Origin of the sequence: Duganella sp. 1224, assembly GCF_013408245.1 — a bacterium.
Taxonomy (GTDB): domain Bacteria; phylum Pseudomonadota; class Gammaproteobacteria; order Burkholderiales; family Burkholderiaceae_D; genus Rugamonas.
The window spans coordinates 106635-130745 of the sequence record NZ_JACBYS010000006.1 but is presented as its reverse complement, the minus strand read 5'-3'; the positions used below and the strand labels follow the sequence as shown (position 1 = coordinate 130745).

Below are 24111 nucleotides of genomic sequence, written 5' to 3'. Positions count from 1 at the left end.
CAAAGGCCGACATCTTAACGCATGCCCTCGGACTCATAGACGATTTTCCCGCCCACCACCGTCTGCAGCACCTTGATGTTGGCGATGTCCTCGGCCGGTATGGTGAAGAAGTTGCGGTCGAGGACAATCATGTCCGCCAGCTTGCCCACTTCCAGCGAACCGGTGTCCTTCTCCTGGCGCAGCGTGTAGGCGGCGTTGATCGTGATCGCCCGCAGCACCTCGGCACGCGGCATGCCTGGTTGATCGGTCAGCCGGCCCGCGTATTCCTTGCCGGCGTTGGGCGCGGCGGTGCGGGTCACGCCGACCTTGAGCGCGAACCATTCGTCCAGCGGATCGACCGGCCAGTCGCTGCCATAGGCGATGCGCGCGCCGGCGTTGAGCAGCAGCGCCTGCGGCTCCACCAGCGCGTAGCGGCGCGGCCCCATGTAGTCCTTCAGCGCGCCGACGGTGTCCGGCGCCGGTTTCCCCCACTGGAAGGACAGCACCGGCGTCACATCCAGCTGCGCGAAGCGCGGATAGTCGGCCGGGTCGACGATTTCATCGTGCGCCAGCGCCGGGCGCACGCGCTTGCCCTCGGGCGTGGCGCGCAGGTCGGCGATGGCGTCCAGCGATTCGCGCACGGCGCGGTCGCCGTCCACGTGGATGTGCGGATCGATGCGCGCGCGCGCCAGTTCGGTCAGCGTGGCGCGCAGCGTGTCCGGCGAGAAGTAGCTCGGCGGGCCATTGTGCGGGCCGGGCTGCCAATCCGGCTGGTCGGCCGTGCCCTTGTTGACGAGGTAAGGCTCGATCATCGCGCCGGTGAAGGCGGGGGCCGAGATCACGCCGTCCATGAACAGCTTGGCGTGGCGTACCTGCAGCGACGGCGCCACCCTGGTCGGCCCCTGGTCGAACTGCTTCTGCTGCTTGAGCAGCTCGGCCACCGCGCTGCGGGGCGTGGCGCCCTTGTCCAGATCGATCAGCACCGCGAAGTGCGCGCGCGCCGTCAGCTTGCCCTGCTTTTGCAGGTCGGTGAAGGCGGTCATGGTTTCGGGATCGGTGTAGGCGTCGAGGAAGCTGGTGACGCCTTGCTGGCGCATCGCCGCCAGGGCGGCCTTGGACGCGGCCAGGTTTTCCGCCACCGTCAGCGGCGGCAACAGGTTCATGGCCAGATCCTGCGCGGCGTCTTCCAGCAGGCCGGTGGCGTTGCCCTGCGCGTCGCGGGTGATGACGCCGCCCGCTGGATTGGGCGTGTCGCGCTCGATCTTGGCGGTGCGGATGCCCTTGGAGTTGAGCAGCGCCGAGTGGCCGAAGGACGAGCGCACGATGATCGGGCGCTCGGTCTTGAGCGCGTCCAGCGTGGCGGCGGTGGTTTCCACGCCGTCCGGCAGCATGCCTTGCTGGAACCAGTTGACCACCACCATCCAGCGCTCCGGCCCGGATTTCTTGTCGCGGTCCAGGCAGGCCTGGATGCGCGACTGGAACTGCGCTACTGTCAGCGACGCGTAATCCAGGCTGCAGTTGAGCAGGCGGCTGCCGCCGGACTGCGGGTGCATGTGGCCGTCGATCAGGCCGGGCATCAGCATGCGGCCGCGCAGGTCGATCACCTCGGTCTTCTTGCCGGCATAGGCCTGGGCGCCATCGTTGTCGCCGACGTAGACGATACGGCCGCCGCGCACGGCCAGCGCCTGCTGCACGCTGTCCCTGGCGTCCACGGTGTAGACGTAGCCGTTGCGGTAGATGGTGTCCGCCGGCTGGTTGGCGGCGTGGGCTGCCGACAGCATCAGGGTGATACAAACGATTACAAATTTGTAGCGCACTGGTAGTTTCCTTCAGGTATTGTCTGGCAGCTTAACATTTTGCCACCTTATAAGGATAACTGTGCCATGAAATTGAAGTCCTCTGTGATTGCCGCCTGTGTTGTGTTGTCGAGTCTCGCCGCGTGCGGTGGCGGTGGTGGCTCCGGCGGCGGCAGCCCCGTCGCGGCGCCGGCCGACAATCCGAGCAGCTTCAGCCAGACCGACAAGGTGCTGGGCAGCGGCACGCAAGCCAGCAACACCAATCTGGTCGGCATGCGCTATACCTCGTGGCTGTACAGCGCTACCGCCGCCGATCACAAGGGCATCCAGCTCAATTCCAACACGACCAGCGCGACGCCGTACGTGTTTGTGCTGGGCTCCAACCAAGTGCTGCAAGGGCTGAACCAGGGCATCGCCGGCATGAAGGTGGGCGGCCAGCGCACGCTGATCCTGCCGGCCAGCCTGGCCTATGGCGCGGCCGGCTCGCCGCCGCTGGTGCCGGCCAACGCCGGCGTGGTGTTTGACGTGCAGCTGACCGACGTGCAAACGCTGGCCGATGCGCCGGCCTTCGGCACTAGCGATACCGTGGTCGGCACCGGCGCCACTGCGGCCAACGGCGCCACCGCCAACGTCAAGTACAGCGCCTACCTGTACAACAGCGCCACCGCCGACCACAAGGGCATCCTGGTCGACACCAACGCCAGCGCCAGCACCGCCTTCTCGTTCAAGCTGGGCAGCGGACAGGTGATCAAGGGCTTCGACCAGGGCGTGACCGGCATGAAGGTGGGCGGCAAGCGCGACATCGTCATGCCGTCTGCGCTGGCCTACGGCGCGACCGGCTCCGGTTCGATTCCCGGCAACTCGGGCATGGTGTTCACCGTTGAACTGATCTCGGTTCAGTAAGTCTTCAGCGGCACCGGGCGGCGCAGCGGCGGCAGGAAGGCCAGCAGGTTGCCCGCCAGGACCAGCGCCAGCCCCGCCAGCGCCGGCGCGGTCCAGTGATAGCCTTCGTAGAAGGTCGAGATGGTCAGCGCCACGATGGGGAACAGGACCGTCGAATACGCCGCGCGGTCCGGGCCGATGCGGCCCACCAGCATCAGGTAGGCGGTGAAGCCGATCACCGAGCCCGGTATCGCCAGGTACAGCAGCGCACCCAGGTAGCGCGGCGCCGGATCGAGCGCGAACGGCATGCCCAGCGCCAGCGCCGCCACGCCCAGCGTGGTGGAACCGATCAGCATGGCCCAGGTGTTGGTCAGCCAGGGCGTCAGGCCCAGACCCATCGACTGCATGCGGCTGGACAGCAGGTTCCCGCACGAGAAGCACAGCGTGCCGCCCAAGGTCAGCGCCAGGCCCCACAGCGTATGGCTGTCGTGCCAGTGGCCGGCCATTTGCGGCGCGAACAGCAGCACGATGCCGCCCAGGCCGAGCAAGGCACCCAGCATCACCTGCGGCTTGATCGGCCGTTTCAGGAACAGGCGGCCATTGATGGCGTTCCACAGCGGCGCGGTGGAGAACACCACCGCTTCCAGGCCGCTGGTGACCCATTGGCTGGCGTAGTAGAAGCACAGGAAGTTCACGCAGAACAGCGCGATCCCTTGCGCGAACAGATAGGGCCAGGCCTGGCGCGGCGGCCACCATGGCTTGCGGCTGACCAGCAGGAAGGCCATCAGCACGGCGGCGGCGATCCAGAAGCGGTAGGCGATCGACACCGGCGCCGGCACCACGCCCAGTTGAAACGTAATGGCGATCCAGGTGGTGCCCCAGATCAGGACTGTGAGGAAGTAGAGGAAGATATTCATGCCGCCAGCATGCGGCCTGCGCGCGGCGGCGACTTGTCTGAAATTGCGCATATCGCGGCGGCGGCCGGCAGCGCCGCCGGTGGCGTGCTAGACTTTCCTCATCATGTCGACCCGTCCCGCCATCGCCCACGCCCTTGAGTCTCCGCCGCTGCCGGATGGCGCGCTGTCGCGTTCCGTGTTCAAGACCATGTCGGAGACGGATGCCACGCTGGAGCGCTTTGCCTGGCTGGGCGACGAACTGGCGGTGGCGCTGTGGCGGCGCGAGACGGTGGTGGCCGAAACCAGCTATGACAAGCCGGGCCACCACACGCTGTCGTGCTACATGGACGGCGGCCACCGCACCGAGCGCTGGGAGCTGCCGGGCGTGTACGGCGGCCCCAAGCGGCTGTGCACCTTGCCGGACTGGCACGAATCGTCATGGACGGTGCGGGGGCATATGCACTTCATGCACCTGTACTTTTTGCCCGAGCACTTCACGCGGCGCGCCGTGGTGGAGCTGGACCGCGAGCCGCGCGAACTGACGCTGAGCGACCGCACCTACTTTGAGCACGAACGCATCGCGCAATTGTGCGCGACCCTGGCCGGCCTGTCGTGGGAGGGGCCGGACGCGCAACTGCGCGCCAACGAGGTGGCGCATGAGACCTTGAGTCATCTGCTGCTGGCGCAATCGGTGCCGCGGCACCAGCAGCGCGTGCGCGGTGGCCTGGCGCCGGTGGTGCGGCGCCGGCTGGCGGAGTATATCGAGGCTGACCTGGGGCGGAACATCACGCTGGGCATGCTGGCGGAGCTGGCGTCGCTGTCGGAGTACCACCTGGTGCGGATGTTCAAAGTCTCTTTCGGCATGCCGCCCTCGGCGTGGATCGCCGCGCGCCGCATCGACCGTGCCCGCGCGCTGCTCAAGACCAGCGACCAGCCCTTGCAGCACATCGCCGACGCCTGCGGCTACGCCGACCTGAGCCACTTCAGCCACCGCTTCCGCGCCGCCGTCGGCGCCCCGCCCAGCCGCTACCGCAGCCTCCTCACGGCCTAGTCATCGGCGCGCAAGTGACTTCCGGTTGAGCGCCGCCGGCTTTAACAACGGGCCGCCGGAGAAACGCGCTGATCTCAAACCAAGCTCCGTCAGGGGCAAAGATCCATAGTCAGTGGAGACATGGCGGTTTGATCGGGAAGGTTTCGTCGATGGGTTGTGGCTTGCCTGTGGCTATGGCGGGGCGCGCGATATCGCGATTTCCTGCCGCTGATTATTCCATCTCGTTGATCAAGTCGACGATTTCTTCGCCGTAGGAGGCGAGTTTTTTCTCGCCGACGCCGGAGATGCCGCGCAGGTCGTCCAGTGCGGTCGGGCGGGCCTTGGCGATTTCGCGCAGCGTGGCGTCGTTGAAGATGATGTAGGCGGCGACGTTGTGTTCGCGCGCAGTGCCCATGCGCCAGGAGCGCAGGCGGTCGAAGATTTTCTGCTCGTGCGCCGACAGGTCGCTTTCCACGTAGCCCTTGGCGGCGCGGCTTGGCTTGGCGGCCTTGACCGGCTTCTGGTACTGGCGCAGCTGCACCTTCTGGCCGCCCTTGAGCACCGGGCGCGCGGCGTCGGTCAGCTTGAGGGAGCTGAATTGTTCGTGGTCGACCGTCAGCAGGCCAAGCGCGATCACCTGGCGCAGGATGGCGCGCCATTCCTGCTCGCTGCGGTCGGCGCCGATGCCGAACACCGACAGCGAATCGTGGTGCCAGGTCTTGATGCGCTCCGTCTCCTGCCCGCGTAGCACGTCGATCACATGGCCGGCGGCGAAGCGCTGGTCGACCCGGTACACCGCCGACAGCAGCTTCTGCACCGGCACCGTGCCGTCGAACGACACCGGCGGAATCAGGCAGGTGTCGCAATTGCCGCACGGGCCGGATTGCTCGCCGAAATAGTCGAGCAGGCGCACGCGCCGGCAGCTCAGGGTTTCGCACAGGCCGAGCATCGCATCCAGCTTGGTGCCGAGCACGCGCTTGAAGGTTTCGTCGGCCTCGGATTCGTCGATCATCCGGCGCTGCAGCACCACGTCCTGCAGGCCGTAGGCCATCCAGGCGGTGGCCGGTCCGCCGTCACGGCCAGCGCGGCCGGTCTCCTGGTAATAGCCCTCGATGCTCTTGGGCAGATCCAGGTGGCAGACGAAGCGCACGTCCGGCTTGTCGATGCCCATGCCGAAGGCGATGGTGGCGCACATGACGATGTTTTCCTCGCGCAGGAAGCGCGCCTGGTTGGCCGCGCGCACCGCGTGGTCCATGCCGGCGTGGTAGGCCAGCGCGCGCACGCCGTTCTCGTTGAGGAATTCGGCGGTTTCTTCGACCTTCTTGCGCGACAGGCAGTAGACGATGCCGCAGTCGCCGCCATGTTCGGCGGTGATGAAGTCCAGCAGCTGCTTGCGGCCGTTGCCCTTTTCCACGATCGAGTAGCGGATGTTGGGACGGTCGAACGAGGACACGAACTGCGCCGCGTCCTGCAGCTGCAGGCGGTGAACGATTTCGGCGCGGGTCTGCGGATCGGCGGTGGCGGTCAGCGCGATGCGCGGCACGTCCGGGAACTGCTCGTGCAGGATCGACAGCTTGATGTACTCGGGTCGGAAGTCATGGCCCCATTGCGACACGCAATGCGCCTCGTCGATGGCGAACAGCGCGATGCGCGAATCCTGGAACAGGTTCAGGCAGCGGTCCGTCATCAGGCGCTCGGGCGCCACGTATAGCAAGTCGATCTGGCCGGTGCGCACCAGGCGCTCGATGCGGCTGGCCTCCTCGTAGGTCTGGGTGGAATTGAGGAAGGCGGCGCGCACGCCGACCTCCTCCAGCGCGTCCACCTGGTCCTGCATCAGCGCGATCAGCGGCGACACCACCACGCCGACGCCATCGCGCAGCAGCGCCGGAATCTGGTAGCACAGCGACTTGCCGCCGCCGGTGGGCATCAGGACCAGCGCATCGCCGCCGCCCGCCACGTGGCTGACAATGTCCGCCTGCTGGCCGCGAAAGGCCGGATAGCCAAACACGGTTTGCAGCAGGTGGAGCGCGCGTTCGTTGTTGTCCTGATGAATCATGATACTGCTACTGCTTTATAAAAAATTAGTCGGCCCAGACGATGGTGCCAGTATACGCGGTCACGAGCACCAGCACGCCAAAGGCGATGCGATACCACGCAAACACCGTGAACGTATGCGAGCTGATATAGCGCAGCAGCCAGCGCACGCACAGGAAGGCGGAGATGAAGGCCGACACGGTGCCGATGGTGAACAGCGGCAGGTCGGCGGCCGACAGCAGTGCGCGCTCCTTGTACAGCGAGTAGACGGTGGCGCCGATCAGGGTCGGAATCGCCAGGAAGAACGAGAACTCGGTGGCCACCTTGCGCGACAGGCCGAAGATCATGCTGCCCATGATGGTGGCGCCCGAGCGGCTGGTGCCCGGTATCAGCGCGAAAGCCTGGGCGATGCCGATCTTCAGCGCGTCCACCACGGTCAGGTCGTCGACCGAGTTGATGCGGGCCACGCCCGGATTGTCCTTGGCGCGCTTTTCCACCCACAGGATGACGAAGCCGCCGATGATGAAGGCCAGCGCCACCGGCACCGGCGCGAACAGTACCTGCTTGATGGCCTTGTTGAACAGCACGCCCAGCACGGCGGCCGGCAGGAAGGCGATCAGCACGTTGATGGCGAAGCGCTGTTGTTTCGGGTCGCCCAGGCCGGTCAGCACGGCCAGGATGCGGGCGCGGAACTCCCAGATCACGGCCAGCATGGCGCCGGCCTGGATGACGATCTCGAACACTTTCATTTTTTCTTCCATGCCCTGGAAGCCCAGCAGGTGCTCGGCGAGGATCAGGTGGCCGGTGGAGGAAATCGGCAGGAATTCGGTGAAACCTTCAACCAGGCCCATGATCAGGGCTTTCAGCGCGAGAACGATATCCATGAAATTAAGTATTTACAGGTGGAAGTTGGTGGAAAAAAGGCGTGGCGGGAGGGTGCCGGGGTCGAAGCTTACCATGTTCGGCCTGCTGTTTTCAGAATCTGACCCAACGGTAATGCCAAAAAAATACCCCCGCAGCAAGCTGCGGGGGCCAAAGTGCGACCGATGGAGCGGCGTCGCGCGGGAGATGCGGTTTTAGAAGGTGACGTCGAGGCGGGCGCCGAAGTAGCGCTGGAAGTCGCGCGGCGGCATCCATTCGGTGGTGTTGACCGCGATCGGCGTGTTGGGCGCCTTCGGGCTCCAGGTGCCGTTGGCGATGGCGTTGTTCAGGCCGGTCGCATAGCGCTTGTCGAACAGGTTGTTGACCAGCAGCGTCACCTTGTAGCGGTCCTGCTTGTCCTTGACGCCGAAACTCAGGTTGGTGATGCCGTACGCGCCCTGGATGGTGTTGGGGTCCTGGTTCAGCGAGAACTGGGTGCGGCTCTGGTAGCGCGTGTTGGCCGCCACGAAGCCGTTGAAGCTGTACGACGGCAGCATCAGGTCGTACTGGCCGCCCAGGTTGACCTTGACCTTGGGCGCGTTCGGCAGGGTCTTGCCGGCCAGGTTCTGCACGAAGGTGTTGTTGAACTTGGGATTCTGCGCGCAGCCCGGTCCCGGCACGCCGGCGGTGCCGGCGGCGTTGACGACGTTGTAGCACGGCCCGTTTTCAAACGACTGGATCGTGGCCTCGGTGTAGGCGAAGCTGCCGTTCAACTGCAGCGCGCGCGTCACCCGCACATTGCCTTCCACTTCCAGGCCTTGGGTGTGCAGGCCGCCGATGCTGTTCAGGCCGGTGCGGAAGGTGCCGTCGTCGTCAAAGAAGCTGGACGACTGCTGGAAGTGCTTGAAGTTGGTGCGGAACAGCGCCACGCTGAACATCGCGCGGTTGTCCCACAGGCTTTGCTTCCAGCCCAGCTCGTAGCTCTTGGCGGTTTCCGGCGCCACGGCCGGCAGCTTGGCGGTGGCGGCCGTGAAGCCCGAGGTCAGGTCGTAGGCCTTGCCCTTGTGGCCGGTCGAAGCCATGGCGTAGAACATGGTGTCCTTGTTCTGCCGGTGTTCCAGGCCCAGCTTGTAGGTGCTGCTCTTGTCGTTGTCGGACTTGGTGTAGAACTCGGTGGTGGCGTGGACCTGCGGCGGCACCGTGTAGCGGCGGAAGTTGTAGCCGGTGTCCTCGTCGTTGTAGCGGGCGCCGAGGATCAGGCTGGTGTTGGGGCGGAAGTCCCACGAGCCCTGGCCGTAGATGGCCTTGCTGATGTTCCAGGCGTCGGCGCCGTAGGCGGTGCCGTAGGACTGGATCAGCGGCGCCTTGGTCAGCTCGCGCGTCAGGTCGTTCTTGCCGTACCACAGGCCGGCCACGTAGCGCAGCGCGCCCTTGTCCGGCGAGGTCAGGCGGAACTCCTGCGTGGTCGACTTGACGTCGAAGAAGCCGTACTGATACAGGCCGCCATGCATGCCGGTCGGCTGGCCGTTGGGCAGCAGCAGGAAGGGCAGGATGTCGACGTCGGTGTTGTCGTTGTCCTGGTAGTCGTCCATGTGGTAGGTGCTGTAGGACGAAATCGAGCTCAGCGTGTGGCCGGCCAGCGGGCTCTGGTCATCGAAGGCCCAGTCCAGCTTGACGCCGGTGCCGGCGTCGTGGAACTTGCCGCCGGTCGGATAATCGTTGCGCACGTCGCGGTTGTCCGGGCTGATGTGGATGCCGGCCAGCACCACCGACGGCGGCAGCTGCGGCGCGTTGCGGTACAGCGCACCCGGCGACATCGAGGTGAAGGCGGTCGAACAGCAGAATTTTTCGGTGCGGTTGTAGTGCGGCGTCAGCGTCAGGGTCAGCTGGTCGAGCGGCTGCCATTCCAGCTTGCCGCTGATGTTGTCGCCCTTGCTGCCGTTGAGCTTCTTGCCGGTGGTGAGGTTGTTCAGCGTGCCGTCGAAGTTGGTCTTGCTGGCGGCCACGCGCAGGCGCAGCGTGTCGGACACGGCGCCGCCGGTGCTGACGCCGACGCGCCACTCATCGTCGTTGGTGACATAGGTGGTGGCCTTGGTCTTCCACGGGCCGCCGATCGGCTGGGTGGTGATGTTGATGGCGCCGGCGATCGAGCTCTTGCCGAACAGCGTGCTTTGCGGGCCCTTCAGCACCTCGATGCGGCCGACGTCGGCCAGGTCCTTGAAGGCGCCGGCCTGCATGCCGAGCGGCACGTCGTCGACGATGACGGCCACGTCGGCCTCGACGCCGATGCCCAGCGAGAAGGTGCCGATGCCGCGCATATTGATGCTGAAGTTGCCTGGCTGGGTGCCGTAGGACAGCGTCAGCGCCGGCGACAGCGCGGGAATGTCCTCCAGGTCGCGCACATTGGCGCGTTGCAGGACGGCGTCGTTCAGCACGGTGATCGAGGCCGGCACGTCCTGCAGATTCTGCGCGCGCTTGTTGGCGGTGACGATGACCGACTCCAGTTTGCCGGTGTCGGCGTCCTGCGCGGCGGCGGCGGCGGCCAGCAGCGCCAGGGAAACAGCGGCGGTGATGCGCCGCAACGGTGGATGATTCGCTTGCATATGGTATCTCCTGTCTTATTGGTTTTGGGAACTTCAACTACATTGTGGTAACGCTTCCACTTCACGGTTAAAAAAAATCCAACACCGGGGTCAGTGCCGACATTCGGACACGAGCACAACCGTAACGGCCGCTACGGTTGTGCTCGTGTCCGAATGTCGGCACTGACCCCGGTTTGGGGCGGTTATGGCGAGCTGACCTTGAGCGGCAGCTTGAGTTTTTGTGCGTAGCGGTAGACGTAGCCGTCCCACGCGTCGGCGTCGGCGAAGTCGCCGCTCTTGCTCCAGCCGGCGCCAAAGTAGTAGACGAAGGGCTGGCCCGGTTCGGCGTTGGCGATGGTTAGCTGCTGCTGGTCGATCACGTCAAACTTGTCGGCGCCGGCCGGCAGGATCACGCCGCAGCCGATGCTGCCGTCGTCGCCGTGCGGCGGCTGCCAGTAGCTGGTCAGGTGCTGCTCGCCGTTGGCGGTGTAGTGGCCTTCGCCGTCGCGCTGGACGATGCCCACGCCCACCGTCAGCGGTCCGGCGCCGCTGGCCTTGAAGCGCGTTTCGACGCGCGTCATGTTGGAGCCGGCGTCGATCGAGAAACGCTTCACTTCCGATACCTTGCGGCCATTGCCGGCGTCCCAGTCGGCGTAGGTCAGCTCGAAGATCGACCGCAGCGGACCGTCGGCCAGTACCTTCCACTTGCTGAAGTTGGCGGAGTTGTGCAGCTTGCCGTCGGCCAGGATGGTGGTGCCGCCGCAGCCGCGGCTCTGGCCCACGTCGTAGAAGTCCAGGCCTTCGCCGATGTCGTGGTGATATTCGCCGCGCTGGTACCATTTGTCGATGACCGGCGTGCGTACCTTTTTCACCCACACGTCCACGCCGCTGCTGATCAGGTGTTCCTTCGGGTCCTTGATGATGGCCGGGCCGTACACGCGGTGCGCGGTGCGGTCGCTCTCCCAGGCGAAATCATCGAGACGTTCGGGCACGAAGCGGGCATGCGTCTTGACGTCGGCCGGCGGCACGGCGGCCAGGCGCGCGGCCGGCAGCACCAGGTAGCGGCGCGTTTCGCCGGCCGCCAGGTTGACCGGGAAGACGATCTGCTTGCCGATCACCTGCGAGTTGACGATGGCCGAGGTGGCGGCGTCCATCACCACCGGCTGGTTGATGCCCTTGCCGATGGTGGCCTCGGCCAGTTCGTCGCCGCGCAGGGTGACGTCCGGGTTGGTCACGCTGACGGTTTGCGGCTTGGCCTTCTCCAGCACCGCCATGCGATAGACCTCGCTGCCGGCCAGCAGGAAGCCGCCCACGCCATACACCTCGGTCAGATTGTCGTCGAAGACCTTGGGCGCCAGGCCGATGGGCTGCACGTGCGTCAGCTTGCCGTCCGGCTGAACGTTGGCCACCAGCGCGCTCCATGCCTTTTGCACCGCCGGCTTGAACGCTTTCGCGTCCAGCAGGCCTTGATTGACGCCCCATGCGAACGCGTAGGTGTACAGCGCCGAGCCGCTTGATTCCTTCATCGGGTAGCTGGCCGGGTCGAGCAGGCTGGCGCGCCACAGGCCGTTCGGCTGCTGCAGCGTGAGCAGCTTGGCCGCCATGTCCTGGTACTGCTGGACGAAGCGCGGACGCGCGGGATGATTCTCGGGCAGGTATTGCAGCACGCGCACCAGGCCGCCCATCACCCAGCCGTTGCCGCGGCTCCAGTAGACCTTCTTGCCGTTGGCTTCGCGCTTGTCGAAGTAGTTGGAGTCGCGGAAGTACAGGTGTTCTTCCTTGTCGTACAGGTAGTCCGAGGTCACCCACCATTCGCTGATGGCGAAGTCGAGGTAGCGCTGGTCGCCGGTGATGGCCGACAGGCGCAGCCAGGCCGGCGGCGCCATGTACAGCGCGTCGCACCACGACCAGCGGTCCTGGTTGCCCTTGACGGTGAATTCCAGCGTGCCGGTGCGGCGGTTGGCGAGGATGTCGTCAAAGCTGGCGCGCATCGGCGCGATCATCTTCGGGTCGTGGGTTTGCAGATACAGTTCGGCGTAGGTCTGGCCGACGATGTGATCATCCGCGTGGTAGTGATTGGGGCCGAGTTGCCAGTTGTTCTTTTCGCCCATGGCGATCATCGCATCGCGGTATTTGGCGCTGCCGGAGATGTTGGCCAGCGCCATGATGCCGTTGTAGCCCACCGCCTGCGTCCAGTCGTCCGGCCGGTGCTGGCTGGGATTGGCCAGCTGCCAGTCGGCCACCCGCTCCATGGCGGACAGCACGGCCTTGGGATTGATGGCGGCCGACGGCGCCGCAGCCATCGCGGCCGGCGCATCGGCGGCGATGGCTGGCGCGCCGTGGCACATGGCCGCCACGGTGGCCAGTACGGCGATGCGTAGATACGAATGCGATGCTGTCATGTGTCTCCTCTTTGTTTTGTTTTATTTGTACATCGGTCCCGCAACGACGAACGGGCCGCCCTGGTAGATGGTCGGCGCGTCGTCGGCGGCGGGATACTCGGCATGGTCCGGGAAGTTGGCCGCGAACTCGCGCGAGCTTTGTTTCGGCACGTAGCCCAGGTGCGAGGCGTGCTTGTTGTCCCACCACTTGACCGCGTTGTCCGAGGTGCCGAAGGTGATGGTGTGGCCGACGCGCGGCGTGAACAGCGAGCAGCGGATCAGCTCCACCAGGTCATCATAAGCCAGGTAGGTCACCATCATGCGCGGATTTTTCGGCTCCGGGAACGAGGAGCCGATGCGCAGGCACACCGTCTCGGTGCCGAAGCGGTCGTAGTAGTAGCGCGACAGCGCCTCGCCGAAGGCCTTGGATACGCCGTAAAAACCATCGGGACGCAGCGGCATGCTGGCGTCCACCAGTTCGGTCGTCTTGTAGAAGCCGACGACGTGGCTGGAGCTGGCGTAGATCACGCGCTTGACGCCGCACTTGTGCACCGCCTCGTACAGGTGGTGCAGGCCGAGGATGTTGGCGTTCATGATCGGCTCGAACTGGTCTTCGACCGAGATGCCGCCGAAGTGCAGCACGGCGTCCACGCCTTCCATCATGGCCATCACCTTGTCGCGGTCGGCCAGGTCGCCGATAACGATTTCCTCGCCTTCGCGCGCCGGACCAAGGTCCTTGACGTCGTTCAGGCGGACGACGTCCGCCCAGGCCTTGGCGCGTTCGCGCAGCACGGTTCCCAGGCCGCCGCCGGCGCCGGTCAGCAGGATGCGTTTGAAGGGTTTTTGCGTGGTAGAAGTGGTCATATTTTCAGGCTTATGGTTAAACGTTTAATCGGCAGTATAACCATTTTAGCCCGATGGTCAATAGAATAGTGGGCGCACCCGCTTTACCTCGACATAAAAATCACATACCATCCGTAAAACGTTTTCCAATAATATTTGAGACACCACATGATATCCCTGAATTCCACCGCGCTGGCCGTGCTGCTGGCGTTTGCTCCCGCTGCAGTCGTCGCCCAGGTCACTCCCGCCAATTACGTTCCACCGCTGGCCACCACGCCGATGAACCGCATCGTGCAGGACAACGCGTACCAGCAGCTGGATTACTTTTTCAAGAAGCTGGCGACGGAAAAGGAGGGCATCGTCATGGACGGCACGTCGCCGTTCAAGAGCGGCGACAAATTCCTGCCGGGGAAAGTGGCGGCGGGCCTCGGTCATGTGCTGCTCAATACGCCGAAGGATGATCCTTCGCTGGAGCGGAAACTGAAGGACTACCGCGACATCGCCGACATGACGGTCGGCATGGATAACCATACCTGGGGTATCTACTACTACATCGGCACGCTGGTGAAGCTGAAGCAGGAGGGCCTGCTGGAGCGCGCCGTCAGCCCGGCCACGCTGGAGAAGCTGCGCAAGCAACTGGACTGGCGCACCTTCGTCACGCCGCAGTGGGACCTGATCAACCTGCCGACCAACTACTACGGCGTCGCCTTCAGCATCGCGCGCCTGCGCATGATGATGGGCTGGGAGGACGACAGCGCCGGCAAGGTGCTGCTGGAGAAAATGCTCACGCATTACAAGAAGTACTCCGGCCAGTTCGGCTTTTCCGACGAGACGGACGGCGAGGGGCGGTTCGACCGTTACAGCATCCTGCTGATCGCCGAGATCTGCGAGCGCTTCCTGGAAACCGGCCTGCAGCCGACCGAGGAGCTGAAAGGCCTGCTGCGCAAGGCGGCCGACATCGCGCTCAATGTCGCCAACACCGCCGGCGATGGCTTCAGCTTTGGCCGCAGCCTGGGCCCGTATGGCGAGACGGCGCTGGTGGAGATCCTGTCCGTATCGGCCTACCTGAACGTGTTGACGCCGGAGGAAAAGCAGTACGCCTACGCCTTCTCGTCGCGCGTGGCGGCGCGCTACATGGACTTCTGGTACGACCCGTCCATGCATTCGCTGGACATGTGGGGCAAGGGACGCCGCACCGATACCTATCGCGGCAAGCACCGCATCCTGGGCGAGAACTTCTCGCTGCTGCACCAGCTGCTGTCCACCAACGAGATGTGGAACGCGGCGGGCTTCAAGGATGCGCAGCCGAAGGCCGACCTGCAGGCGTGGCTGGACAAGAACCGTCCGCCCTTCAGCGTGACCACCTTCGCCAAGGGCGAGTACGACCGCGCGCTGGCCATTTTCCGCGACGGCAAGCACGTGGTCAGCCTGAACATGATCAACGGCGGCATCAGCCAGCATGACAACAGCCCTTACTATCCACTGCCGTTCGCGCCGGGCATCGTGTCCGGCGTGGCCGACAGCGGCGCCGCGCATCCGCAGCTGCTGCCCAAGTTCACCATGGCCGACGGCACGCAACTGATCGGCGCGGCGTGGCTGAAGGACATCAAGACCGCGCAGGATGGCCAGCGTTACACCATCACCTATCGCCAGGACGAACTGGATAAACTGGGCAAGCGCTCGCCGGTCAAGGATGGCCGCATCAAGCTGCACACCACCTACACGCTGGAGCATGGCGTGATGACGCGCACCGACGTCTATACGCCGGTCGGTGCGCAGGAGGTGGAGAAGGTGTCACTGGAATTCGCCTCTTTCTCGGATCAGGCTACTATTCAGGGCAATACCGTCACCTTCGCGCAGGGCGATGTGAAGGAATACAGTGTCAGCGGTCTGCAGCAGTGCCAGTCCGCGCCCACCAATGGCAGCAAGGACTTCATGGCGCCGTATGGCGCGATGAAGACGCTGGTCACCTGCAGCACCGGCAAGCTGACGCTGAAAGCGCCGCTGACGATCAAGTGGACCATCAAGTACCAGTAAAAGGAAGCGTATGCCGCATCTGAAAATCGAGTACACCGCCAACCTGGATGCGCATACTGACATCGGCGACATGTGCAGGGCGCTATCGCACACGCTGGTCACCTTGCAGGACGCCGCCGGCGTGCTGGTGTTTCCGTTGTACGGCACGCGCGTGCTGGCCTATCCGGCCGAGCGGTATGCGGTGGCGGACGGGGAGCAAAGCAGGGCGTTCGTCTATCTGAACCTGCGCATTACGCCGGGCCGCGGCCCGGAGCTGGTACAGAAGATCGGCGACACCTTGCTGGAGGCGGCACGCGCCTACCTGGCGCCGGTGATGGACAAGCTGCCGCTGCGGCTCACATTGCACATCGACGCCACGCCGCCCGGCTACGAAGGCAAATTCACCAACTAAAAAAACTTCAGGAGACATGAATGCATAAAGTGTGGAAGCTGCTGCTGTTATCAAGCTGCCTTGCGGTGACCTTCGCCGCGGGCGCGCAGGACGATCAGGCGCCGGGACAGGCGCAAGCCAACAAGGGCAGCGGTGTGCGCCCCGAACTGGCCAAGCAGCCGCCCACGCTGCAGAACATCTACGGCCGCAAGCACGTGCTGCTGGACGGCCGCTGGAACTACATCATCGATCCCTACGAGACGGGCTTCTACAACTACCGCCGCCAGCCATTCGACCAGTCGGCCAGCGGCGCCGGTGGTTTCTACGATGACCGCAAGCCGCGCGACAAGGACGACGCGGTCGAATACAACTTCGACAGCTCGCCAACGCTGGCCGTGCCGGGCGACTGGAACTCGCAGAACGCCAAGCTGGAATTCTACGAGGGCACGCTGTGGATGCGGCAGAAGTTCAACGCCGCGCCGCAAGCCGGCAAGCGCTACTTCCTCTACTTCGGCGCCGTCAACTACGAGGCGCACGTCTACCTGAACGGCAAGAAGCTGGGCAGCCACAAGGGCGGCTTCACGCCGTTCCAGTTCGAGGTGACCGGCCGCCTGCTGAAGGGCGAGAACACGGTGGTGGTCAAGGCCGACAACACGCGCCACCAGGACGATATCCCGACCGTGAACACCGACTGGTGGAACTATGGCGGCATCACGCGCGACGTGCTGCTGGCCGAAACGCCGGACACCTACATCGAGGACTACCAGATCCAGCTGGCCAAGGGCGATATGGGCCGCATCGAGGGCCACGTGCAACTGGCCGGCGCAAAGGGCGGCGCTGGCGCGCAGGACGTCATCATCGCCATCGCGGAACTGGGCATCAAGACCACCGTGCGCACCGACGCCAATGGCCGCGCCGCCGTCAGCATCGCGCTGCCGAAGAACAAGGTGCGCTACTGGTCGCCGGAAGATCCGAAGCTGTACAACGTAACCATCGCCGGCGCCGGCGACACGCTGAACGACCGTATCGGCCTGCGCACCATCGAAACGCGCGGCCACGATATTCTGCTGAACGGGAAGTCGGTATTCCTGCGCGGGATCTCGCTGCATGACGAAAATCCGCTGATCCCCGGCCGCCTGCGCGGTGAGGGCGACATGCGCATGATGCTGCAATGGGCCAAGGACATGAACTGCAACTACGTCCGCCTGGCGCACTATCCGCACAGCGAGGAGATGATCAAGCTGGCCGACGAAATGGGCCTGCTGGTGTGGGCCGAGGTGCCGGTGTACTGGACCATCTCGTGGGACAAGCCGGAAGTCTACGCCAACGCCGCGCAGCAGCTGACCGACCTGGTGGTGCGCGACAAGAACCGCGCCAGCGTCATTATCTGGTCGATCGGTAACGAGACGCCGGTCAGCCCGGTGCGCACGCAGTTCATGGGCAAGCTGGCCGACACCGTGCGGTCGCTGGACCGCACCCGCCTGGTGGGCGCGGCGCTGGAAGTGCACCGCAGCGGCGACGTGGTGACGGTGGAGGACCCGCTGGCCGAGAAGATCGACCTGGCCAGCTTCAATCAGTACGCCGGCTGGTACTGGTCCAACAACAAGGAGATGCTGAAGTTCTCCTTCAAGGTCAATTACAACAAGCCGGTGGTGGTGACCGAGTTCGGCGCCGACGCGCTGGGCGGCTACCACGCGGACAGCGACACCAAATGGAGCGAGGAGTACCAGGACCAGTTGTACAAGAACACCTTCAAGCTGCTGGACGCGATTCCCGGCCTGCGTGGCATGACGCCGTGGGTGCTGACGGACTTCCGTTCGCCACGCCGTCCGCATCCCTACTTCCAGGACTACTGGAACCGCAAGGGCCTGATTTCGGAAACCGGCAAGAAGAAGCAGGCGTTCTACACGCTCAAGTCCTACTACGACCAGAAGCAGCAACAATACAAATGAAGACACACTACATCGCTGCCGCCGTCAGCGCGGCCCTGGCCTTTTCCGTCCACGCGCAAGACGCGCAAATCGACCGCAAGGTCGCCGACCTGATGAAGCAGATGACGGTGGCCGAGAAGGTCGGCCAGCTGCATCAGCTGTCCGGCCGCCAGTTCACCGGTCCCACCAGCAGCAACTACGCCGACAAGCTGGCCGACATCCGCGCCGGCAAGGTCGGCTCGATGCTGAACGTGATCGGCGTGGCCGACACGCGCGAGATCCAGGCGCTGGCGCTGCAATCGCGCCTGAAGATTCCGCTGCTGTTCAGCCTTGATGTCATCCACGGCTACAAGACCGTGTTCCCGGTGCCGCTGGGCGAAGCCGCGTCGTGGGACCTGGACGCGATCGAGCTGTCCGCCCACGTCGCCGCGAAGGAGGCCGCCGCCGCCGGCATCCACTGGACCTTCGCGCCGATGGTGGACATCGCCCGCGACCCGCGCTGGGGACGCGTGATGGAAGGCGCCGGTGAGGACACTTACCTCGGCTCGCAAATCGCCGCCGCCCGCGTGCATGGCTTCCAGGGCAAGAAGCTGGGTGCCACCGATTCCGTCATGGCCACCGCCAAGCATTTCGCCGGCTACGGCGCGGCGATTGCGGGCCGCGACTACAACGCGGTCGATATGAGCCTGCAGCAGTTGTACGAGGTGTACCTGCCGCCGTTCAAGGCCGCCGCCGATGCCGGCGCCGCCACCTTCATGAACTCCTTCAACACGCTGAACGGCGTGCCGGCCACCGGCAGCAGTTTCCTGCAACGCGATATCCTGAAGGGCGCCTGGAAGTACAAGGGCTTCGTGGTCAGCGACTGGGGCTCGGTGCGCGAGATGGTGCCGCACGGGTATGCGGCCGATCTGTCCGACGCTGCCGTCAAGGCTATCAATGCCGGCAGCGACATGGATATGGAGGGCTATGCCTACACCCAGCATCTGGAAGCCGCCGTCAAAGCCGGAAAGGTGAAGTTGACGACGCTGGACGATGCCGTGCGCCGCGTGCTGACCAAGAAATTTGAACTGGGCCTGTTCGATGATCCGTACCGTTATTCCGACGCCGCGCGCGAGAAGGCGGTGCTGGGCGACGCCTCGCACCGCGCCGCCGCGCTGGACGTGGCGCAGAAGTCCATCGTGCTGCTGAAGAACGAGAACAAGCTGTTGCCGCTGTCGCGCGATGCCCGGCGCATCGCGGTGATTGGACCGCTGGCCGACGCGCAGCGCGATCTGGAGGGCGGCTGGGTGGTGCAGGGCGAGCGCGCCAAAGTGGTCAGCATCCTGGAGGGCATGCGCGGCCACGCCGGCAAGGCGGAGATCAGCTATGCGCAGGCCTGCGCGCCTGGCTGCGCCAGCAGCGAGGGCTTTGCCGAGGCGGTGGCCACCGCCGCGCGGTCGGACGTGATCGTGCTGGCCGTCGGCGAGACGTGGGACATGAGCGGCGAGGCCAAGTCGCGTACCGACATTTCGCTGCCCGGCCAGCAGGAGGCGCTGTTCAACGCGTTGAAGGCCACCGGCAAGCCGGTGGTGGTGGTGGTGCTGGCCGGCCGTCCGCTGGTGTTCAACGCCATCGCCGACAAGGCCGACGCCATCGTCTACGCCTGGTTCCCCGGCAGCGAAGGCGGCAACGCCGTGGCCAATGTGCTGTTCGGTGACTACAACCCGTCGGGCAAGCTGCCGATCACCTTCCCGCGCAGCGTGGGCCAGATTCCGCTGTCGTACGCGCAGTACAACACCGGCCGTCCGGTGACGGATGAAAAGAACGTGGTCTATAAATCGGCCTACATCGACTCCGTCAACACGCCGCGCTACGCGTTCGGCCATGGCCTGAGCTATACCGACTTCAAGTACTCGGGCCTGACGTTGAGCAGCCCGGCCATGAGCGGCAAGGACAAGGTGACGCTGTCCTTCGACCTGGCCAACAGCGGCAAGATGGCAGGCACGGAGATCGTGCAGCTTTACCTGCGCGACATGGTGTCATCGGTGGTGCGGCCGCTGAAGGAGCTGAAGGGCTTCCAGAAGGTGCATCTGAAACCGGGCGAGACGCGCCGTATCAGCTTCACCATCGACCGTGACACGCTGTCCTTCTATAACAGCCAGCTGGCGTGGGGCGCGGAAGCGGGCGACTTCAAGCTGATGGTCGGCAGCGCGTCCGACGACATCCGCCTGGAAAGCACGCTGACGCTGCGCTAGCGCAGCCGCAGGATGCCGGCCAGTTCGCCGCTCTTCTCCATGGCATTGATCGCCGCGTTGACTTCCTCGACGGTGATCTGGCTCTTGCGGGAGACGGCGCACTTGGCCTTCACCTCGTAAACCACCAGCATGTGATAGCCGTCCGGCAGACCGCCCGCGGCGAGCTGGCGATTGACCGTGGTGCGCTGCGTGACCAGATAGTCGACACGCCCCGCCAGCCATTTACGAACCGACATCATGCTGGTGGGCGCATCGTCGCGCACATAGTCATTGCCGAGAAATTTTTCCAGTTCGGGATACTGGTAGCCCAGCACCGTGCCGAGGCGCTGGCCGCGCAGGTCGGTCAGCGTCGCCGGCGCTTTCACGCGTGGTGACGACAGCACCACTTCGCTGGTCGGAATGAAGGCGCGCGTCCAGTCGACCGCGCCGGGCAGCCATTCGGGCAGGTAGCTGCACAGGATGTCGCCGTCGCCGTTTTCCAGCGCCGCCATCAGCCGCCTGCGCGGCAGCTCGATGTATTGCAAGGGGCGTTTCAGCTGGCGCGCCAGCGCGGCGCCCAACTGGTCCTGGAACTTGGTGATTTGCTGCTGATCGGGCGTCAGCATGCCGTCCACTTTTTGCAGGTAGCGCAGCGGGGTCTTGTCGGCCGCGTGGGGCGACGACGCCGTTACCGTCAGCAGCAGGGCCAACGCGAGTCGGGCTAACATGGGTCGAATCCTTTCCGCATGGCGTCCGCCTCTTCGCGCAGCCAATCGCAAAAGTGGGTGATCTTGCTCATGCCCTGCTTGCCGCGGCCGACGATGATGCGGTAGCCGCGCTTGTACTCGGCGCGCGCGCAGTGCACCATCTTCAATGCGCCGTTGCTCAGGTCTTCGTTGGCGATGGCGTGCGATACCAGCGCCACGCCCTGTCCGGCCAGCGCCGATTGCACCATCACCGCAAAGTTGGTGTAGCTGCGCGCGAAATGATAAGGCCCGTTGAGCGCATTGTTATGCCGCAGCAGGCGGATCCAGGTATCGGTGGTGGTCTCGTGCAGCAGCGGGTAGCGGTGCAGCGTGTCCAGCGTGATCTCGGTGTCGCCGGGCGCCAGCAGCGACGGGCTGTAGACCGCCACCAGTTCGTCCTGGAACAGCAGGTCGGGATCGCCGGGGATGACGTCGTAGGTACGCACGGCGATGTCGGTGCTGCCGTCGTTCATGTCGGCCAGTTGGTCGCTGGAGTCGATGCGGATATCCAGCTCCGGATGGCGCATGGTGAAGCGCGGGATGCGCGGTACCAGCCACTTGATCGCCAGCGAATGGGTGGTCGAGATGCGCAGGATTTTTTCCTCGTCGCCGCCCTGCAGCGCGGCCACCTTGGTATTCAGTTCGCCCAGCATGTGGCGCACCGTGGCGGCCAGTTCCTGGCCTTTCTCGGTGAGCGCGATGTGACGCGGATGGCGCACAAACAGCTCGAAGCCCAGCGCCTCCTCCAGCTGTTTGACCTGCAGGCTGATGGCGGCCGGCGTCTTGTGCAGCTCCTGCGCGGCCAGCTTGAAGCTGCCCCAGCGCGCCGCGCAATCGAAATCCAGCAGCCCGGACAGGGAGCGCAGAGGTTTGGTCATGAATAAGATTTTCTAATGTGAAAGACGAAAATAACTCGTTTGATAACGGTTTGTCGTCAGCTCAGAATATACAGCATACGGCGTGTAAATTCATGAGCAAGTTTTTCTTGTAGGAGATCACTATGTCCTATCCTGATTTGATGAGCTGCCTCCGGCGTGAACTGGCGCGGCTGCTGTCGCAAATGGCGCAGCGGCGCTGAGGTTTGTCTTGTATGTTGGATGATGCTTCCAGTATAGTGGAACGCATTCTTCCACCTTGAGAGCATTTCATGAGCAAGCACACTGTTGTGCGATGCACGTTTGAGCGGCACGCCAACGCCATCCTGGACATCTTCAACGATGCCATCCTGAACTCGACCGCGCTGTACGAATACAAGCCGCGCACGCTGGAGGTGATGGCGACCTGGTTCGAGACCAAGCGCAATGGCGGTTTTCCGGTGATCGGCATCGAGGATGACAATGGGGTGCTGATCGGCTTCGGCAGTTACGGCACCTTCCGCGCTTTCCCAGCGTTCAAGTACACGGTGGAGCATTCGGTGTACATCCACCGGGACCATCGCGGCAAGGGCATCGGCAAGCTGCTGATGCACGAACTGATCGCCGCCGCCCGCGCCGCCGACCTGCACGCCATGATGGGCGGCATCGACGCCGCCAACGCAGGCAGCATCAAGCTGCATGAGGGCCTGGGCTTCCGGCACGTCGGCACCCTGCCGCAGGTCGGCTTCAAGTTCGGCAAGTGGCTGGACCTGGCGTTCTACCAGCTGATGCTGGACACGCCGGCGCAGCCGGTCGACGGCTAGCGTCGGTTTTCAGCCAGGCGAACGTCGCCCTTCAATGCCAGGATGGGCGACAGCCGCGCGACGGCAAAATCGATGAACGCGCGCACGCGCGGCGGAATGTGCTTTTGATGCGGGTAGATGAGCGTGATCTCTTCGATGTCGCCGGCGTTGTAGTCCGGCAGCAGCTCGACCAGGTCGCCGCGCTGGATGTCGTCGAACACATGGAACATGCCCAGCCGGCTGACGCCCAGGCCCTGCAAGGTGAGCTGGCGCATCGTTTCGCCATTGTTGGCTTGGGCGTCGCCGTCCACCGCCAGATGCAGCACTTGGCCGTCGACCAGAAACGGCCACTCGTCCAGCGCGCGGCGGAAATTGAAGTTCAGGCAGTTGTGGTGCGCCAGGTCCGCCGGCGTCTGCGGCGCCGCCTTTCCGGGCAGGGCCAGGTAGGACGGCGCCGCCACCACCACCTTCCTGCTGCTGCCCAGCTTGCGCGCGCGGAAGGTCGCGTCGTGCAGCGGCCCCATACGGATGGCGACGTCGACTTCCTCGCGCTGCAGCGCCACCTTGGCGTCGGTCAGGGAGATGTCGATACGGATTTCGGGGTAGAGCGCTTTGAACTCCTTCAGCAGCGGCACCAGATAGTGCTGCCCGAACGGCAGCGACGCGTTCACGCGCAGCAGCCCGCGCACCTGGCCGACGCCACGGGTCACACTGAGTTCGGCGTCTTCGATATCCTGCAGGATGCGGACGCAGTTGGCATAAAACTCGCGTCCCTCGGCAGTCAGCGTCACGCTGCGGGTCGAGCGCTTGAATAGCTGCACGCCCAGGCGGGCCTCGGTGCGGGAGACCAGCTTGCTCACCGCCGACGGCGTCATGTTCAGCAGTTCGGCGGCGGCGGAGAATCCCCCGGCTTCCACGACCCTGGCGAACACCTGCATCTCTCCGCTGCGATTATCCAAGCCTGCTCTCCCATGCTGAGTTCAACCACAGGATCATACCGCGTCAGGCGATGGTCGGCACCGTGCCGCCCTCCGCGCGAATGGCGGCGCCGTTAATGACGGCGGCGTGCTCGCTGGCCAGGAAGCCGACCACGCTGGCCACTTCCGCCGGCTTGGCCAGGCGGTAGATCAGCGACGATGGCCGGTTCTCGTCCATGAACTTGCGTTCCGCCTCGGCATAGGACAGGCCAGGATTGACCGACTGGATGAAGGACTTCAGGCTGTCGGTTTCGGTGGGACCCGGCAGCACGGCGTTGACCGTCACCGCCGTGCCCTTGGTCAGCTCGGCCAGGCTGCGCGAAATGGACAACTGGGTCGCCTTGCTGGCGCTGTAGTGGGCCATCGATGCCATCGGCGTCAGCGCCACTTCGCTGGAGATGAAGATCACGCGGCCATGGCCGCGTTCCAGCATGCCCTTCATGTAGGTGCGCGCCAGGCGCACGCCACTCCAGACATTGGTGTCGAACATGGCCTGCCAGTCGGCGTCGGTCATGCTGAAGAAATCCTTCAGCGCGTAGGTGCCCATGTTGTTGACCAGGATGTCGACCTGCGGGAAGCGGGCGGCCGCTTCCTGTTCGGTGCCGGGCACGCTCAGATCGGCGACCAGCGATTGCACACGCGCGGCGCCATATTTGTCGGCCAGCGCCGCCACCGCCGGCGCCACGGTGGCCTCGCCGCGGCCGTGGATGATGACGGTGGCGCCTTCCTGCAGCAGGCGCTCCGCGATGGCATAGCCGATGCCGGAGGTGGAAGCGCTGACCAGCGCGGTTTTATTGTCCAGGTTCAGATGCATGTTTGCCTCGTCATGAGTTGGTTGGGAACGAGGCGAAGATTAGGTCCTGGTGCGCAAACGAAAAATACGGCGGCCGGCAAAA

General features: G+C 64.7%; 18 protein-coding genes. 7 read left to right on the top strand and 11 right to left on the bottom strand.

Annotation, left to right across the window (positions count from 1 at the left end; translation table 11 throughout):
• Positions 1–14: 14 nt before the first annotated feature.
• Positions 15–1760 carry an amidohydrolase gene (locus tag FHW58_RS22020; RefSeq protein ID WP_179675326.1) on the bottom strand — a complete coding sequence of 582 codons (1746 nt, stop codon included), beginning with the start codon at positions 1758–1760 and terminating at the stop codon, positions 15–17.
• Between the two features lie 102 nt (positions 1761–1862).
• On the opposite strand from FHW58_RS22020, the gene FHW58_RS22015 reads away from it, so the two are divergent.
• The gene (locus tag FHW58_RS22015) at positions 1863–2678 is read left to right on the top strand and encodes an FKBP-type peptidyl-prolyl cis-trans isomerase (protein WP_179675325.1); all 816 of its coding nucleotides are present in this window, start codon (positions 1863–1865) and stop codon (positions 2676–2678) included.
• Here the strand turns inward: FHW58_RS22015 and FHW58_RS22010 are convergent.
• Positions 2672–3574, bottom strand: coding sequence for a DMT family transporter (locus tag FHW58_RS22010; protein ID WP_179675324.1), 903 nt, complete (start codon positions 3572–3574; stop codon positions 2672–2674). The genes FHW58_RS22015 and FHW58_RS22010 overlap by 7 nt on opposite strands.
• Before the next feature lie 103 nt (positions 3575–3677).
• On the opposite strand from FHW58_RS22010, the gene FHW58_RS22005 reads away from it, so the two are divergent.
• Positions 3678–4604, top strand: a complete 927-nt coding sequence (locus FHW58_RS22005; RefSeq protein ID WP_179675323.1) for an AraC family transcriptional regulator — start codon at positions 3678–3680, stop codon at positions 4602–4604.
• 211 nt (positions 4605–4815) lie between these two features.
• On the opposite strand, the gene recQ is transcribed toward FHW58_RS22005, so the two are convergent.
• The 5 genes from recQ to FHW58_RS21980 all read right to left on the bottom strand — a co-directional run bounded on the left by recQ (position 4816) and on the right by FHW58_RS21980 (position 13305).
• The gene (recQ, locus tag FHW58_RS22000; protein ID WP_179675322.1) at positions 4816–6639 is read right to left on the bottom strand and encodes a DNA helicase RecQ; all 1824 of its coding nucleotides are present in this window, start codon (positions 6637–6639) and stop codon (positions 4816–4818) included.
• Between the two features lie 25 nt (positions 6640–6664).
• The gene (locus tag FHW58_RS21995; protein WP_179675321.1) at positions 6665–7501 is read right to left on the bottom strand and encodes an undecaprenyl-diphosphate phosphatase; all 837 of its coding nucleotides are present in this window, start codon (positions 7499–7501) and stop codon (positions 6665–6667) included.
• A 192-nt stretch (positions 7502–7693) separates the two neighbouring features.
• Complete coding sequence (locus FHW58_RS21990) at positions 7694–10081, bottom strand: TonB-dependent receptor (protein ID WP_179675320.1); 2388 nt, start codon at positions 10079–10081, stop codon at positions 7694–7696.
• A gap of 182 nt (positions 10082–10263) precedes the next feature.
• The gene (locus tag FHW58_RS21985) at positions 10264–12462 is read right to left on the bottom strand and encodes a glycoside hydrolase family 88 protein (RefSeq protein ID WP_179675319.1); all 2199 of its coding nucleotides are present in this window, start codon (positions 12460–12462) and stop codon (positions 10264–10266) included.
• Between the two features lie 21 nt (positions 12463–12483).
• Complete coding sequence (locus tag FHW58_RS21980; protein ID WP_179675318.1) at positions 12484–13305, bottom strand: NAD(P)-dependent oxidoreductase; 822 nt, start codon at positions 13303–13305, stop codon at positions 12484–12486.
• Positions 13306–13452: 147 nt separating this feature from the next.
• Here FHW58_RS21980 and FHW58_RS21975 point away from each other — a divergent pair, with 147 nt between their 5' ends.
• The 4 genes from FHW58_RS21975 to FHW58_RS21960 are packed head-to-tail and all read left to right on the top strand — an operon-like array spanning position 13453 to position 19856.
• On the top strand, positions 13453–15321 hold the full coding sequence (locus FHW58_RS21975) for a hypothetical protein (protein WP_179675317.1): 1869 nt from the start codon (positions 13453–13455) through the stop codon (positions 15319–15321).
• Between the two features lie 10 nt (positions 15322–15331).
• The gene (locus FHW58_RS21970; protein ID WP_179675316.1) at positions 15332–15712 is read left to right on the top strand and encodes a 5-carboxymethyl-2-hydroxymuconate isomerase; all 381 of its coding nucleotides are present in this window, start codon (positions 15332–15334) and stop codon (positions 15710–15712) included.
• A gap of 20 nt (positions 15713–15732) precedes the next feature.
• Complete coding sequence (locus FHW58_RS21965; protein ID WP_179675315.1) at positions 15733–17643, top strand: glycoside hydrolase family 2 protein; 1911 nt, start codon at positions 15733–15735, stop codon at positions 17641–17643.
• A complete protein-coding gene (locus FHW58_RS21960; protein WP_179675314.1) occupies positions 17640–19856 on the top strand; it encodes a glycoside hydrolase family 3 N-terminal domain-containing protein in 2217 nt (738 codons plus the stop codon). Before FHW58_RS21965 ends, FHW58_RS21960 begins: the two co-directional genes overlap by 4 nt.
• On the opposite strand, the gene FHW58_RS21955 is transcribed toward FHW58_RS21960, so the two are convergent.
• The gene (locus FHW58_RS21955; protein ID WP_179675313.1) at positions 19853–20563 is read right to left on the bottom strand and encodes an ABC transporter substrate-binding protein; all 711 of its coding nucleotides are present in this window, start codon (positions 20561–20563) and stop codon (positions 19853–19855) included. The two genes, FHW58_RS21960 and FHW58_RS21955, sit on opposite strands and share 4 nt — an antisense overlap.
• A complete protein-coding gene (locus tag FHW58_RS21950; RefSeq protein ID WP_179675312.1) occupies positions 20557–21459 on the bottom strand; it encodes a LysR substrate-binding domain-containing protein in 903 nt (300 codons plus the stop codon). The genes FHW58_RS21955 and FHW58_RS21950 overlap by 7 nt, the downstream gene beginning before the upstream one ends.
• A gap of 269 nt (positions 21460–21728) precedes the next feature.
• On the opposite strand from FHW58_RS21950, the gene FHW58_RS21945 reads away from it, so the two are divergent.
• A complete protein-coding gene (locus FHW58_RS21945) occupies positions 21729–22259 on the top strand; it encodes a GNAT family N-acetyltransferase (protein WP_179675311.1) in 531 nt (176 codons plus the stop codon).
• Here FHW58_RS21945 and FHW58_RS21940 read toward each other — a convergent pair.
• Complete coding sequence (locus tag FHW58_RS21940) at positions 22256–23197, bottom strand: LysR family transcriptional regulator (protein WP_179675310.1); 942 nt, start codon at positions 23195–23197, stop codon at positions 22256–22258. The genes FHW58_RS21945 and FHW58_RS21940 overlap by 4 nt on opposite strands.
• 43 nt (positions 23198–23240) lie before the next feature.
• On the bottom strand, positions 23241–24029 hold the full coding sequence (locus FHW58_RS21935; protein WP_179675309.1) for an SDR family NAD(P)-dependent oxidoreductase: 789 nt from the start codon (positions 24027–24029) through the stop codon (positions 23241–23243).
• Between the last annotated feature and the right edge of the window lie 82 nt (positions 24030–24111).

Excerpts from the sequence above, each read along its gene's own strand:
- FHW58_RS22020 (WP_179675326.1), bottom strand. The coding sequence starts at position 1,760 with ATGCTGTCGGCAGCCCACGCCGCCAACCAGCCGGCGGACACCATCTAC.
- FHW58_RS22015 (WP_179675325.1), top strand. The coding sequence starts at position 1,863 with ATGAAATTGAAGTCCTCTGTGATTGCCGCCTGTGTTGTGTTGTCGAGT.
- FHW58_RS22010 (WP_179675324.1), bottom strand. The coding sequence starts at position 3,574 with ATGAATATCTTCCTCTACTTCCTCACAGTCCTGATCTGGGGCACCACC.
- FHW58_RS22005 (WP_179675323.1), top strand. The coding sequence starts at position 3,678 with ATGTCGACCCGTCCCGCCATCGCCCACGCCCTTGAGTCTCCGCCGCTG.
- recQ (WP_179675322.1), bottom strand. The coding sequence starts at position 6,639 with ATGATTCATCAGGACAACAACGAACGCGCGCTCCACCTGCTGCAAACC.
- FHW58_RS21995 (WP_179675321.1), bottom strand. The coding sequence starts at position 7,501 with ATGGATATCGTTCTCGCGCTGAAAGCCCTGATCATGGGCCTGGTTGAA.
- FHW58_RS21990 (WP_179675320.1), bottom strand. The coding sequence starts at position 10,081 with ATGCAAGCGAATCATCCACCGTTGCGGCGCATCACCGCCGCTGTTTCC.
- FHW58_RS21985 (WP_179675319.1), bottom strand. The coding sequence starts at position 12,462 with ATGACAGCATCGCATTCGTATCTACGCATCGCCGTACTGGCCACCGTG.
- FHW58_RS21980 (WP_179675318.1), bottom strand. The coding sequence starts at position 13,305 with ATGACCACTTCTACCACGCAAAAACCCTTCAAACGCATCCTGCTGACC.
- FHW58_RS21975 (WP_179675317.1), top strand. The coding sequence starts at position 13,453 with ATGATATCCCTGAATTCCACCGCGCTGGCCGTGCTGCTGGCGTTTGCT.
- FHW58_RS21970 (WP_179675316.1), top strand. The coding sequence starts at position 15,332 with ATGCCGCATCTGAAAATCGAGTACACCGCCAACCTGGATGCGCATACT.
- FHW58_RS21965 (WP_179675315.1), top strand. The coding sequence starts at position 15,733 with ATGCATAAAGTGTGGAAGCTGCTGCTGTTATCAAGCTGCCTTGCGGTG.
- FHW58_RS21960 (WP_179675314.1), top strand. The coding sequence starts at position 17,640 with ATGAAGACACACTACATCGCTGCCGCCGTCAGCGCGGCCCTGGCCTTT.
- FHW58_RS21955 (WP_179675313.1), bottom strand. The coding sequence starts at position 20,563 with ATGTTAGCCCGACTCGCGTTGGCCCTGCTGCTGACGGTAACGGCGTCG.
- FHW58_RS21950 (WP_179675312.1), bottom strand. The coding sequence starts at position 21,459 with ATGACCAAACCTCTGCGCTCCCTGTCCGGGCTGCTGGATTTCGATTGC.
- FHW58_RS21945 (WP_179675311.1), top strand. The coding sequence starts at position 21,729 with ATGAGCAAGCACACTGTTGTGCGATGCACGTTTGAGCGGCACGCCAAC.
- FHW58_RS21935 (WP_179675309.1), bottom strand. The coding sequence starts at position 24,029 with ATGCATCTGAACCTGGACAATAAAACCGCGCTGGTCAGCGCTTCCACC.